We start from the raw sequence: 14,469 nt of genomic DNA, 5'->3' as shown, positions 1-14,469 counted from the left end.
CATAGTGTAAACGGGGGGCTTTGCCCCTCGTTTACTTTTGTTTTATTTCGATTCTGGAGGGTATCAATGGCTGTTGCTGCCAACAAACGCTCTATCATGACACTGTTTTCAGGTGCTGATGATCTGTATAGCCATCAAGTACGTATCGTGTTAGCTGAGAAAGGGGTTACTGTTGATGTTTTACAGGTCGACCCTAACGAAATGCCTGAGGATTTGCTCGAAGTAAATCCATATAACTCAGTGCCAACTTTGGTAGACCGTGAACTCGTTTTATACGAATCACGCATTATCATGGAATATTTGGATGAGCGTTTTCCTCATCCGCCTTTGATGCCAGTTTATCCAGTGTCTCGCGGCCAAAGCCGTTTGATGATGCATCGCATCGATACAGACTGGTATTCGCTCGTTGACCGTATCCGTAAAGGTGATCGTGTTGAAGCGGCTCGTAAAGAGTTGACTGAAAGCCTGATCGCAATTGCGCCTATCTTCGGTGAAGTGCCTTACTTCATGAGCGAAGAATTTGGTCTAGCGGATTGCTACCTTGGCCCATTGTTGTGGCGCTTACCTGTATTAGGTATTGAGCTAGATAGCCGTGTAGCTAAAGATATCAAAGCGTATATGACACGTATTTTTGAGCGTGAATCGTTTAAAGCTTCTTTAACTGAAGCCGAACGCGAAATGCGCATGGGTATGTAATGAAACCTTTGACTCCAAATCGTCCTTATTTACTAAGGGCTTACTATGATTGGTTGATGGACAACCAATTGACTCCTCACGTTGTGGTGGATGCCTTTGTTGAAGGCACTCAAGTACCGCAGCAATACGTGAAGGATGGCCAGATAGTGTTGAATATTGCTGCTGGCGCAGTGGGCAATTTGCAAATTAGCAATGAGTGTGTGGAGTTCAATGCGCGTTTTGGTGGTGTTCCTCAGCAGGTGATGTTGCCAATGGCGTCGATTGTTGCTATTTATGCCCGTGAAAACGGTGCTGGCACAGTCTTCGATATCGAAGATGCTTACCTGATGGACGATGAAGTCGATTCATCTTTATCTGTTGTTGAAACAACAGATAAAGCGTTTGAACCGACAGATGAGCCTCCTAAGCGTCGCAGTCATTTAACTGTGGTTAAATAACTGTGGTGAAATGCCCAAGTCGTTTAAAAACTAAGCCAGTCTAATGACTGGCTTTTTTGTCGCTGTATTTTATCGCCGTAATTGGTTAAACCTTAAGTACAAGGTGTGATAGCATTTGCGCCCGCATTCATCCGTTAGATATGCGTTACCTTTACCCATTTAGACCAATGGATCTTGTATGTTGCTAATGATCGATAATTACGACTCTTTCACCTTTAACTTAGTGCAGTATTTTCAGCAGCTAGGGCAAGAGATAGTGGTTAAACGTAATGATGAAATTAGCCTAGCCGACATTGAGGCGCTTGCGCCTAGTCATCTGGTGATTTCACCCGGCCCTTGCACTCCCAATGAGGCGGGAATTTCCCTTGCGGCGATTGAGCATTTTGCTGCGCGCATGCCAATCTTAGGTGTCTGTTTAGGGCATCAGGCGATGGCGCAGGTTTTTGGTGCCAATGTAGTGCGTGCCGAACGGGTGATGCACGGCAAGGTCAGCGTTATTGCGCATACAGGACAGCGGTTATTTAAGGGATTAAATCAGCCTTTAACCGTGACACGTTATCACTCGTTACTGGTTGATGCTGTGCCTGAAGGTTTTGTACTCGATGCTTGGTTTGACGATGCAATTCACGGCCGAGAAATCATGGCCATGAGCCATCAAGACTTACCGCTTTATGGGGTGCAATTTCATCCCGAATCAATTCTCACCGAGCAAGGTCTCGAACTGTTAGCCAATTTTTTAGCGCAACCGGCTGTGTCCGTATAATTTCCTCGCCTTAAAAACTCTCCACACTATCAATTTCTGTTACAAGATTTATCCTTCTTTTAAGCAAGTTTAGCGATTAACTATGCTATAACTGCCGCAAAACTACGCGAATAGGCGAAACCAGCAGATAAGTAGACTGGGTCATTTAGCCATTGCGATAACAATAAAAGGAAGGATAAATGAGAAGCGTAATGCGAAATTTGGGTTTTAGTGCGTTAGCGGTTGCCGTATTGGCAGGGTGCGCAGCGACATCGACTGAAACTGCAACTCCCGTAATAGCTCCGCCAGCATTCCAAGTTCCCTTAGCCCAACCGCCACAAGTTTCACAGGCGCTTACGCTTAATCAAATTATGGCAAATCCTGATTGGATGGGGATCTTTGCCAAAGAGGCTTACTGGAGCGACGATAGCCAAAGCGTGCTGTTTGCCCGCCAAGCGAGTGCTTCACCTCTGCGTAGCTATTATCAGCAAGGCATCAATGACAGTCGCGCCGTCGAGCTAGCTCTCGATAAGTTACATGCGGCAGATCAGCAGTTTGGTGTGTTTGACCGCACTAAGTCCCACAAGGCTTATCTGTATCAGGGCAACATTTTTGTTAAGCAATTAAGCACGGGTAAGATCAGCCAATTGACTCGCCAGCGCACCGCCATCGATGGTGTGCGTTATCTTAATAATGGAGATATTGCCTATTGGCAGGGCGACAATGTTTTCCAAATTCATCAAGATTCAGGCTTAGTCGAGCAACTTGCTGAAATTAAAATGGCGAAAGCACCAGAAGTGGTAAAAGAGCCGACGTCTTATATTGCGAAACAACAGCACAGATTGATTCAGTATGTAGCGCTGCAGCAAGAAAATGCTAAAGCTAAAGCGCAGTACCAAGATGAATTACAAAAAAACGATCCTACGCTCGCCGCCAGTACTTGGTATTTAGGCGATAGCGAAGTGGTGTCAGAGCTGAGTTTATCACCCGATGGCCGCTATATTTTAGTCGCTCTTACAGATAAAAATTACACAGGTAGCAGCGAACACGACATCATGCCTAATTACTTAGGTAGCGAAGGTTATATCGACCCAGTGCCAGTGCGCGCGCGCGTGGCTGAAGATACGCCACCAGGGCAACGTTTTGTGGTACTTGATTTAAACCAACATAAAAAAGTCGATATCACAATCGAGGGCCTTACTGGTTTTGATGAAGATGTGCTAGCCAAAGTGAAAGCTGAAAATGCTAAAGCGAAAGGCGAAACTTATCAAAGCACTAAATCGCCACGTAAAATTCAGTTGATGCAGGATTGGGGCTGGACTCAGAGTGCGATTCAATGGCATGAGTCGGAAAATAAATTAGCCCTGATGCTAGAAGCCACCGATAACAAAGATCGCTGGATCGCCAGTGTCGATCTTGCTAAGGGTAAATTTATTACCGAACATCGTTTGCATGATGATGCATGGGTGAATTACGACTATAACCAATTCGGTTGGTTACCGGATACGGATACCTTGTATTACTTGTCAGAAGAGTCCGGTTATTCGCAGCTTTATATTAAAGCTCAAGGCGAAAAGCCGCGTGCGTTAACCCAAGGCAAGTTTGTGGTGAGTGATATTACGCTGTCACCGGATGCCAATTACATCTATTACAAAGCGAACCAGAGTCACCCCGGTATTTATAATGTTCACCGCGTGAATCTTGCCACAGGTAAAAATGAGCAACTAACTCAGTGGGATGGAAACTTAGATTACAGCTTAAGCCCCGATGGCACTCAGCTATTACTCAATGCCTCACGCCGTACTCAGCCAAATGAGCTTTATGTTCAACCTATTGGCGGCGAGTTAAAGCAGCTGACGTCTTATACCAGTGATGCCTTCAAAAATTACCCATGGCAAGCGCCAGAAGTGGTAGCTGTACCTTCAAATCATGGTGCTGGCAATGTGTACGCTCGAGTTTATCTGCCGCAAGGCTATGATAAGTCCCGCGCTGAGAAATATCCTGCGGTTATTTTCAATCACGGCGCAGGTTATCTGCAGAATGCCGATTATGGTTTTAGCGGTTATTTTCGCGAGTTTATGTTCCACAACCTGCTGACTCAACAAGGTTATGTTGTGATGGACATGGATTACCGTGGCTCTAAAGGTTACGGCCGAGATTGGCGCACCGCTATTTATCGCAATATGGGTCATCCAGAAGTGGAAGACTTAAAGGATGGCGTAACGTGGATGGCGACTCATACCCATGTCGATACTAAGCGTGTCGGTACTTATGGTGGCTCTTACGGTGGATTCTTAACGTTTATGTCTTTGTTTACCGCGCCGGACTTGTTCCAAGCTGGAGCTGCATTGCGTCCTGTGGCGGACTGGGCACATTATAATGCGCCTTATACCTCTAATATCTTAAATACGCCTGATGTCGATCCTATCGCCTATGAGCGCAGCTCTCCTATTGAGCATGCCCAAGGATTAACTAAACCACTGCTTATCATGAGTGGCGTAATGGACGACAACGTTTTCTTCCAAGACAGTGTGCGTATGGTACAGCGCCTCATTGAACTGGAAAAACCAACCTTTGAAATGGCGATTTATCCTGTTGAGCCCCATGGTTTCCGTCAACCTTCTAGCTGGTTAGATGAATACCGCCGCATCTATAAGTTATTTGAACAAGAACTTAAATAATTCAGTTCGATTTCTTTTAAAGGTCTCCTAGTCGAGGCCTTTTTATTGGGTAACTGACTAGGAAATATCCGATATAACTCTTTGTTTGCGTTCTGCGACTTTGCATTATTGCTAAGATTAAGTGTATGTGCTGAAATTGTAATGATTTTGAGAGTTTGATTGTGTTGACGTCACTCGGGCATTAGCGATATAGGAAAGATTTATAGTGGCGATTTCGGTTGCGGGCGGTGTAAGACCCGGCAAAATTATAGAGATAGAACATAGACTCTATCAACAATTGATCCTCGGAAAGCAAAAAGCGAGCCCGACTCTTTTGGATGAACTCGACCTTGAATTAGAGGCCGATGCAAATAAGTTAGATGTTGAACGCGAAGCCATTTTGGTGCGTTTGATGAAACAAATTAAAGCTAAAGAAGTGTTTGAAGCCGTATCGAGCCAGTTGCATGAAACTGTCATTAACGCCATCGAGCATCAACTCGCGTCCCCTGAATCTGTTTTGGCTAAGTCAGATATCAATGAGTCGCAAATCCTCTTGTTGGAATTATTGCTGGCAAAAAATCTCGATGCAACGCGATTAAGGCCATTGATCAGTAGCTTAAATTGGTTGTGCCGCGACTTAACCAACATGGTCAACAGCCCATCTTTTCGCGCTCGCCGGTCTCAGAGCTCAGATGTGCGGGTCACTGATATCAAATTAGTGATGAATTACATCGGTATCGAAAACCTTCGCACCATTATCCCTTACTTTTGTTTGCGAAATTGGCTTCCTAGTGGCAATGCTAAGTTGTTATGGACTACCCGTAAATTATGGCGCTACAGCATAGTCAGTGGCATAGCGGCAAATGCTTTAGCTCAGCTTCATAATACTGACTCAGCCTTGGTTTATAGTAGTGCCTTACTTAATCAGTTAGGCACATCCGTTGTATTGAGTTTAAGTGCCCGTTTATTCGACCAAACATGGGGATCTTGGATAAGAGAAGCCAGTAGCAGCCGTGATAAGGAAGTGTATGATGCGGTGATTGCCACTGAGTTTCCTGCTAAGGCCGTGTTTGAACAAGTGTTAAGCCATGGCCTTAAACTTAATTGGCAATTATTAGAGTTACTTAAGTTTGAAGCGAGTCCCTTAACTCGGTTGTTAAAGGAGTTAGACCAAACCTTAAGCTATCGAGAATTGTCGCCTCAGTCGGCATTAGTCGCGCGGGCAAACTGTTATGCTAAGGTGGTATTGCTCGAAGAAATGCGTCAAATCGATCCCCAAGAAAAGCGCTTAATGTTTGATTATTATGAGTTAAATGAGCAAGAAGTACTGCGCTTAAAAGCACAAAACTATAGGAAGTTAGATCTGCTGTAATCCTCGGTCTGCTACGTAGCGCCATGATTGCGGCGTTTAAGTAGAGGAAGGGATATGCCAAGTTGGCAAGCATCTGTACTAAATACCATTTTATCCTATGTCGCTAGGCCATCCATCAGTCGTGGACAGGCCAAAATGCCCTTAGCGCAAGTGCGTGAAAAGTTGCTTGAGCTTGATAGACGTTGGCTCCCTTGGCCGGATAAGTTAGTCAGCGCTACCATCCCCTTACAACACTCAAACTTGTTACATTATGTGCTTCTCAACGAACCTTCTCGCCTTGGAAGTCTGTTTTATATCCGTGGCGGAGGCTTCTGTTTTAAAACGCCCCATGCCCATGCAAGACTGGTCGCAGATATCTGCCAGCGTTGTCAATTAGATGCTTATATTCCTGATTATCGTCTCGCACCTGAGTATCCTTTCCCCGCGCCATTTGATGATGTACTTGAAGCCTATAGACGGTTAATTGAGCTGAAAGGCACGGAGAATTTGATCCTCATGGGTGACTCGGCGGGCGGCAATTTAGCCTTGAGCTTGTTGCTGGAATTAAAGCGTTTAGCCCTGCCTTTACCGACCGCCTGTATCTTGCTATCGCCCGCGTTAGACTTAGCACTTACGGGGGATACTGAGTTGATACTCGCAGCCGACGATCCCTTCTTCACCATAGAGGCATTGCTGCGCTTACGTGGCGCTTATCTTGCGGGGGCCGATCCTATGTCGGCAAAAGTTTCCCCCTTACAGGGGAACTTGGCAGACCTGCCGCCTATCTTAGTGATTGCGGGTACGCGGGAGCTATTATTGCAAGATTCTGAACGTTTAGTCGCCCAAATAAAAGCCTGTGGTGGTGAGATAACGGGCTGCTTTTACCCTAACATGCCCCATGTGTTTCCTCTGTTCAATTTATTACCCGAAGCCCTTGAAGTGAGGTCGAAAATTGGCCATTTTGTACTTTCACTCTTGATTCGTTAAAATGGTGTAGTTATTCACATTCAGTGAATAGCTAGCAAAATGAGGGGCAAATAACTTTTTTTCTGACTAATTATGCTGCAAGCCATGGGCTTAACCGCTTGTATAGTTCTTAAACTGCAATCTTTATGCACTTTGGATGGAAGTGCGTGGATTGATGTTTGTGAAAAACTGGTATTTTGATCACATTTTCGCTAATAATGGTTATTAATAGACACAAGCAATCCCAGTATCACTAACTCTAGATAAAGATACCTATGGGACTCTGACGGTGCAAGGCGCCGTTAAACAAACACAAAGGACGAAGAAGAATGAGCGTTGATATGAAGTTGGACCGTGCCCAGTTTGACGCAGTGATGGTGCCTAATTATGCGCCTGCTGCCGTGATCCCTGTTCGTGGCGAAGGAAGCCGAGTTTGGGACCAAGAGGGCAACGAGTTTATCGATTTTGCTGGCGGTATTGCGGTAAATTGCTTAGGTCACTGTCATCCTGCCCTTGTGAATGCCCTAAAGACACAAGGTGAAAAATTATGGCATCTGTCAAACGTAATGACGAATGAGCCAGCCTTAGCATTAGCGACTAAATTAGTTAATAGCACGTTTGCCGACAAAGTGTATTTTGCCAACTCTGGCGCCGAAGCCAACGAAGCCGCATTAAAACTTGCCCGTCGTTATGCCTTAGAAAAACATGGCGTTGAGAAAGATGAAATCATAGCGTTCGATAAAGCTTTCCACGGCCGTACATTCTTCACCGTCAGTGTAGGTGGACAAGCTGCCTATTCCGATGGTTTTGGTCCTAAGCCGCAGAGCATTACTCACCTGCCATTTAACGATGTTGCCGCCTTAGAAGCCGCAGTGACGGACAAGACTTGCGCCATCATGCTTGAGCCGCTGCAAGGCGAGGGCGGTATTATTGATGCCGATCCTGCATTCCTAAAAGCCGTGCGTGAATTGGCTAATAAGCACAATGCACTAGTCATTTTTGATGAAGTCCAAACGGGTGTGGGCCGTACTGGTGAACTGTACGCTTACATGGGTACTGAAATCGTGCCTGACATCTTAACCACAGCTAAAGCGCTCGGTGGTGGTTTCCCTATTGCAGCTATGCTGACAACCGCTGAAATTGCCGAGCATTTAAAAGTGGGCACTCACGGTTCTACCTACGGTGGTAACCCGTTAGCCTGCGCTATCGGTAATGCTGTATTAGATGTAGTGAACACACCTGAAGTGTTAGATGGCGTAAAACATCGCGAGCAGTTATTGCGTGATGGTTTGAACAAAATCAATGAAAAATATCATGTTTTTTCAGAAGTACGCGGTAAAGGTTTACTCTTAGGGGCCGTTCTTAATGAACAATACCAAGGTCGTTCACGCGACTTTTTGGTGGCCTCTGTCGCTGAAGGCTTAATGAGCCTGATGGCGGGTGCTAACGTGGTGCGTTTTGCTCCTTCTCTGGTGATCCCTGAGGCAGATATTGCTGAAGGTCTAGCTCGTTTTGAACGTGCTGTGGCGAGCATAGCTGCCGCCTAAATGACCAAAGGAGTGCTGAATTTATTCGCACTCCTTTTTTGTCAGGGAATACTTACCTGCATCACTGCCTGTCTTTTTGAAGAGAGGTGCCTTGATGCACGGTAAGCCAAAGTGAGGAGACACTAAGATGTTAATCATACGTCCTATTCAGGCTGGTGATTTTGAGGCCTTATATCAAATTGCCGAAGAGTCTGGTCATGGTTTTACGTCATTACCTGTGAATGCGGATCTGCTCAGACATAAAATTGCTCGAGCAGAAGCCTCATTCGTCAAAGCCGTAGAGACTCCCTTCGATGAAGGTTATCTAATGGTGTTGGAAGATACCGATACCCGTGAAGTGGTGGGAACGTGCGCCATCGAAGCGGCGGTGGGAATGGAAGATGCGTTCTACCATTATCGACTCGGTACCGAAGTCTATCATTCTGAACAAATTGATGTGCGTAACGAGGTCGAAACACTCACCCTTTGCCATGACTACACGGGTGCTGCTGAGATGTGTACGCTGTTTTTGCGTGAAGCATATCGCAAGGGCAACAATGGCCGGATGTTATCCCGCAGTCGCTTTCTGTTTTTAGCTCAACATGCGAAGCGTTTTGGTGAAACTGTGATTGCCGAAATGCGCGGTGTGAGCGATGCCGATGGTCATTCACCTTTCTATGGCTGGCTGCAAAAACACTTTTTAGGCATTGATTTTATTCAGGCGGATTATCTTTCTGGCTTAGGTAAAAAGGCATTTATGGCCGAAATGATGCCACGAAATCCTGTCTACGTTTGTCTGTTGCCGGAAGAAGCGCAGAAAGTGATTGGCGAAGTGCATACCAATACCCGTCCCGCATTAAGTCTGCTGCAGGCCGAAGGTTTTAGATGCCGCGGTTATGTGGATATTTTTGATGGTGGTCCAACGGTTGAGTGTCGTTTATCGGATATTCGCGGTGTGCGTGAAAGTCGTTTATTGACCGTCGATATTGGTGACATGGTCGAAGCCGACAGCCAATTTATTATCTCAAATACCCAATTAGCCAATTACCGAGCGACGTCTGCCGCACTGGCCGTGGACGACAAATCCGAACATATCATCATTAGCCCTGAGCTGGCAGCGGGTTTGTTACTCGCAAAAGGCGATCAAATCCGTATTTTGGCAATGTAGGAATAACCAATGACACATTATATTCAAGGCCAGTGGCATGCTGGCAAAGGTCATGACGTGACCTCAATTAACCCTGCCAATGCACAATCTATTTGGACCGGTAAAACGGCCACTGCAGAACAAGTTAATGCCGCCGTTGATGCCGCGCGCGCCGCACAGTTTGATTGGTTTATGTTAGGTTTCGATGCACGTTTAGCCATAGTTGAAGCGTATCGCACCCAACTTGAAGCCAATAAAGCGGAACTGGCAGAAACGATTGCCCAAGAAACCGGTAAACCTCAGTGGGAAACCGCGACCGAAGTCGGCGCCATGATAGGCAAAATTGCTTTATCGGCCGCGGCTTACAATAAACGTACGGGCACAGAAGCCAATGATACGCCAGCAGGACGTGCGGTTATCCGCCATAAGCCCCACGGTGTTGTGGCGGTGTTCGGTCCTTACAACTTCCCTGGTCATTTGCCGAACGGCCACATAGTCCCTGCGCTGCTGGCTGGGAATACCGTGATTTTCAAACCTTCAGAGCTCACGCCTAAAGTCGCCGAGTTGATGGTCAGCCTATGGGATAAAGCGGGTCTGCCAGCTGGCGTACTTAACTTAGTCCAAGGTGAGGTTGATACGGGTAAAGCACTGGCTTCTCACCCGCAGCTCGATGGTCTGTTCTTTACCGGCAGCTCACGCACAGGTCATTTTTTACATCAACAATATGCCGGTCATCCAGGCAAGATTTTAGCACTTGAGATGGGGGGTAATAACCCACTGATCATCAAAGGTGTGCAGGATATCAAAGCCGCAGTGCACGATATTTTGCAGTCGGCTTATATTTCATCTGGCCAACGTTGCACTTGTGCGCGCCGTTTATATGTCGAGCAAGGCGAGCAGGGCGATGCGCTGATTGCCATGTTAGTCGATGCGGTTAAACAGATTAAAGTCGGTCCTTGGAATGCGCAGCCACAACCTTTTATGGGCTCAATGATTTCTGAAACTGCCGCCAAAGGTATGGTTGCGGCGCAGGCGAATCTGCTGAGCTTAGGCGGCGTGTCTTTGGTCGAGTTGACCCATCTAGAAGCGGGTACAGGCTTAGTGTCTCCTGGCCTTATCGATGTGACAGCGATCGATGCATTGCCGGATGAAGAATACTTTGGACCTCTACTGCAGCTGGTGCGTTACAGTGATTTCGATCAAGCGATCAAATTGGCTAACCAAACGCGTTACGGCTTGTCTGCGGGATTACTTGCCGATAGCCGTGAAGATTATGACTATTTCCTCGCGCGTATTCGTGCTGGCATTGTTAACTGGAACAAACAAATCACTGGCGCATCTGGCGCGGCACCTTTTGGTGGCGTAGGGGCTTCGGGTAACCACAGAGCGAGTGCTTTCTATGCCGCCGATTACTGTGCTTATCCGGTCGCTTCGGTCGAGGCTGATGCCGTGAGTTTACCCGCGACATTAAGCCCAGGTTTGAGCTTGTAAGCGGGTAGATATTTGACTTTTATGCGGTAAAGAATATGTGGGAAAGAGGAGGAAGGACTAATGTTCTTCCTTTTTAATAACAAGCAGTAACGTTACTTGAGTTTCTACTGTGGGTATGTGTGACGCTACAACAGTGGCATTTAGGTCGTTACATTTAGTGTTCGCGGCAAAATAACAGCAATAACCGCAGCACAATAAAAGGAGTTTTTATGCATACCGACATCAACGCGTTATTTGCCGCTCTGTGGCAAGACTATATTCAAATGACCCCTTCTGCGGCAAAAGTGCACGCGTTGTTGGGTCATGGTAAGCCGATCATCAACGACCATATTGCCCTGCGTACTTTCAATATCGCTAAGGTGAATTTGGATGTACTGGCTAAGCATTTCACTTCGTTAGGTTATGTACCTTGCGGTGATTATAAGTTTGAACAGAAAAAACTGATCGCTAAGCATTTTGAACATCCAGACTCGACTCAGCCTAAAGTGTTTATCTCTGAGCTGTTGGTTGAAGAATTTAGTTCTGCGCTGCAAAAAACTATTCAAGGCTTAATCGCCCAAGTGGACGCTGCAGCGACTACCGCTGACAACTTTATATACTCAGGCCGTCATTGGTCTTTAGATGCTAAAACCTATCAGGACTTATTAACTGAGAGTGAATATGCAGCTTGGGTAGCGGCTTTTGGTTATCGCGCTAACCATTTCACTGTGTCTATCAATCACCTCGATGGTTTTGAGACTTTAGAGTCAGTGAATGAAGCTCTGAAGCAAACGGGCTTTGTGCTCAATAGTTCAGGTGGTGAGATCAAAGGTTCGCCAGAAGTATTATTAGAACAATCGTCGACTATGGCCGATAAAATTGGTGTTGAATTTACTGACGCGACAGTGGAAATCCCAAGCTGTTTCTATGAGTTTGCGCTACGTTATCCTATGGCTAATGGCGAGCTCTACACAGGCTTTGTGGCGGCGTCTGCCGACAAGATTTTTGAAAGCACCAATGTGAATAAAGCCTAACGTCCTCAAATTGCTTTCTGCATAAAAAAACGCCATCAATTCGATGGCGTTTTTTATGGATATTTCAAACAAGGCATTTAATACGATTGGCATAGCCTGGGCTAGCTAAAGGTCAGCTCGATCCTCAATCCACCTAAGCGAGTGCTGTGATTAAACTGCAGTTCAATCTCGTATTGCTCGGCAATTTCTTTCACTATTGATAATCCTAAACCGTGACCCATCACTGACTCATCAAGCCTTGTTCCTCTTTGTGTGAGCTTATCTAGCTCATCATCAGCAACCCCTGGACCATCATCATCAATACAAAGGCAGAGACGCTCTTGCTGACGCGATAGCTGAATGCTGACTCGGCTCTGGGCCCATTTAAAGGCGTTGTCTAGCAGGTTGCCTAAGAGCTCCATGCCATCTTCTCTGTGAATAGGCAGTCTGAGAATATTGGGATCGAGTTCGAAATTGCATTCAATGGATTTATTGCGGTGAACCTTATTTAGCGTGTTGGCTAGGCTATGTAAATCCCTAGGGATAACCAATTGCGCTGCGGGGAGCATGTCGCCAGTGATCCTCGCCGCAGCCAGTTTACGCTCGACCATCTTGTGAATCGAATCAAGTTGCTGCTGCAGGGCAATGGCAGTTTCAGGATCTTTGAGGCCAAGAGCTTCAACCTGTTGCTGCATCACGGCAAGTGGCGTTTTGAGCCCATGGCTCAAATTACCTAAGTTATTGCGGCTACGTTCAATTTGCTTGGCTGTGTACTCAAGTAGTTCATTATAGGTTTTTGCTAATGGTTGTACTTCGGGGGGAATATTATTGAGCTCAAGCGCGTTAATTTCCCCTTGTCTTAGCCGAGAAAGTGCGTGCTGTATGTGCTTAACTGGCTTAAAGGATTGACGTAGGATCAAGAATATCCCCGCGATCATAGCAACTAACATCGCCAGATTGACACCAAGCTTAGTGCCATAAACCTCGCTAAACACACGTCTACCGATACTCAAATCTTGCGCAACGGTTAAGGTGGCGCTGACATTGGCACTGCTGGAATTTAATCCCAGTGATAACAACTGCATATCGTTATTTTTTGGCCCTTTAGCTTGCCAGACGCGGGTTTGATTCGGTGCCAGTGGCTCGATATCTAACTGCATATCCCACAGGGAGCGTGAGCGAATCACTTCATTTGGCAGGTTAAGCTGAAAATAACGGCCTGAATAGGCGGGCTTGTAGAAACTGGAAAGCTGGCTTTGATCTATGCTGATCTCCCCATCGTGGATATGGGTTGCCAGCATGATATGTTCGAGATCTTCTTCTAAGCGATTGATAATAGAGTCGTGGAAGGCCTGACGTAGCATGGACTCAAACAGTATCAGTCCAATCACAGTACCTAACACGAGTAAGCCAGTTAACCATAAACTGAGCTTAGTGCGGATCGAGATCATTCAATAATGCCGTGGAAGATGTAACCTTGGCCGCGACGGGTTTCGATCGTGGTTTTACCCAGTTTCTTGCGTAGATGGGTGACATACACCTCGACCACATTACTCTCTTTTTCATCGTCAAACTGATAGAGCTTATCGGTTAGCTGCGTCTTAGATAGCAGCTTCTTAGGTGACATGAGGAAGATTTTTAACAGCCTGAATTCCATTGCTGTGAGTTCATACAGATGCTCGGCCACTTTTACCGTTTGCTCTGCTTCATCTAAAACCACGCCACCATAACTCAATTGTTTACTTGAGGTGTTTAGACGACCATGTGCACGGTGGATTAAAGCTTGGATTCGGGCCAATAATTCCTGGGCGTGGAAAGGTTTACCTAAGTAATCGTCGGCGCCAGCATTAAAACCTTCTACTTTTTCATGCCATTGGCTGCGGGCCGTCAGCATGATGACTGGAGTGCTGATCCCTTGATTTCGCCAGCCTTCGAGCAGTTCGAGGCCGTTGCCATCGGGCAAACCTATGTCTAAGATTACGCAATCGTATTGGGTTTCTTTGATCAGATAATCGGCTTCAAGCGCTTTGTCTGTAATATCGGTTACATAGCCAGCGAGTTTGAGTTGTTTCTCCAGCTCGGTGACTAGCATTGGGTTATCTTCAACGAGTAACAGTTTCATGTTTTCGACATTCGCTCGGTAGTGCTATTGATTGATCGGCTTGACCATTTGTTGCATCAATACTGAGATTAACGATTTGGCCACGCTGAACTTTGATTTGCAAATCATAGCGCCATTTATGATCTTCTTGATAGAGATGAGCATCAATTAGTTCACCTTGGCAAAATTGGTTTACTACGGCGAGTGTACCGTTTAAGGACAATATTTGCCCAGAGTTAACTAACGCCTTGGCTTGATAATGTTCTAATTCAATAGGTTCGGCATGCAAGATTATTGGATGCACCAGCGTGAATAGGCTGAAAAAACAGATTAAAAACAGCCGTTTCATTTGAGCTCCCC

Annotated in this window: 13 protein-coding genes; 10 read left to right on the top strand and 3 right to left on the bottom strand. The window is 46.1% G+C overall.

The window, feature by feature from the left end:
* The first annotated feature begins 66 nt into the window (after positions 1-66).
* The 10 genes from sspA (at position 67) to RA178_RS18930 (ending at position 12,029) form a co-directional block, all read left to right on the top strand.
* Entirely contained in the window at positions 67-696 is a 630-nt protein-coding gene (gene sspA / locus RA178_RS18975; RefSeq protein ID WP_006080065.1) for a stringent starvation protein SspA, read from the top strand.
* Entirely contained in the window at positions 696-1,133 is a 438-nt protein-coding gene (locus tag RA178_RS18970; protein ID WP_105250272.1) for a ClpXP protease specificity-enhancing factor, read from the top strand. Before sspA ends, RA178_RS18970 begins: the two co-directional genes overlap by 1 nt.
* A gap of 178 nt (positions 1,134-1,311) precedes the next feature.
* A complete protein-coding gene (locus tag RA178_RS18965; RefSeq protein ID WP_263200971.1) occupies positions 1,312-1,896 on the top strand; it encodes an anthranilate synthase component II in 585 nt (194 codons plus the stop codon).
* 179 nt (positions 1,897-2,075) lie between these two features.
* A complete protein-coding gene (locus RA178_RS18960) occupies positions 2,076-4,556 on the top strand; it encodes a S9 family peptidase (RefSeq protein WP_263200973.1) in 2,481 nt (826 codons plus the stop codon).
* A gap of 205 nt (positions 4,557-4,761) precedes the next feature.
* Entirely contained in the window at positions 4,762-5,907 is a 1,146-nt protein-coding gene (locus tag RA178_RS18955; protein ID WP_263192090.1) for an HDOD domain-containing protein, read from the top strand.
* Positions 5,908-5,961: 54 nt separating this feature from the next.
* Complete coding sequence (locus tag RA178_RS18950) at positions 5,962-6,873, top strand: alpha/beta hydrolase (protein ID WP_263184501.1); 912 nt, start codon at positions 5,962-5,964, stop codon at positions 6,871-6,873.
* Between the two features lie 308 nt (positions 6,874-7,181).
* Positions 7,182-8,399: an aspartate aminotransferase family protein gene (locus RA178_RS18945; protein ID WP_105250267.1), complete on the top strand. Its 1,218-nt coding sequence runs from the start codon at positions 7,182-7,184 to the stop codon at positions 8,397-8,399.
* Positions 8,400-8,526: 127 nt separating this feature from the next.
* Positions 8,527-9,546, top strand: coding sequence for an arginine N-succinyltransferase (astA, locus tag RA178_RS18940; protein WP_306683346.1), 1,020 nt, complete (start codon positions 8,527-8,529; stop codon positions 9,544-9,546).
* 9 nt (positions 9,547-9,555) lie between these two features.
* Positions 9,556-11,016: a succinylglutamate-semialdehyde dehydrogenase gene (astD, locus tag RA178_RS18935; RefSeq protein ID WP_263182527.1), complete on the top strand. Its 1,461-nt coding sequence runs from the start codon at positions 9,556-9,558 to the stop codon at positions 11,014-11,016.
* 209 nt (positions 11,017-11,225) lie between these two features.
* Positions 11,226-12,029, top strand: a complete 804-nt coding sequence (locus tag RA178_RS18930) for a DUF1338 domain-containing protein (RefSeq protein ID WP_306683343.1) — start codon at positions 11,226-11,228, stop codon at positions 12,027-12,029.
* Between the two features lie 101 nt (positions 12,030-12,130).
* On the opposite strand, the gene RA178_RS18925 is transcribed toward RA178_RS18930, so the two are convergent.
* From RA178_RS18925 to RA178_RS18915, 3 genes are read right to left on the bottom strand one after another with little or no spacing between them, the layout of a single operon-like run.
* Entirely contained in the window at positions 12,131-13,459 is a 1,329-nt protein-coding gene (locus tag RA178_RS18925; protein WP_113939137.1) for an ATP-binding protein, read from the bottom strand.
* Positions 13,456-14,130, bottom strand: a complete 675-nt coding sequence (locus RA178_RS18920) for a response regulator transcription factor (RefSeq protein ID WP_263202766.1) — start codon at positions 14,128-14,130, stop codon at positions 13,456-13,458. Before RA178_RS18920 ends, RA178_RS18925 begins: the two co-directional genes overlap by 4 nt.
* Positions 14,111-14,458, bottom strand: coding sequence for a PepSY domain-containing protein (locus RA178_RS18915; RefSeq protein ID WP_105250261.1), 348 nt, complete (start codon positions 14,456-14,458; stop codon positions 14,111-14,113). Before RA178_RS18915 ends, RA178_RS18920 begins: the two co-directional genes overlap by 20 nt.
* Positions 14,459-14,469: the final 11 nt, after the last annotated feature.

The organism is Shewanella oncorhynchi (assembly GCF_030848765.1).
GTDB classification, from domain to species: domain Bacteria; phylum Pseudomonadota; class Gammaproteobacteria; order Enterobacterales; family Shewanellaceae; genus Shewanella; species Shewanella oncorhynchi.
This window is presented reverse-complemented; position numbering and strand designations above follow the sequence as displayed.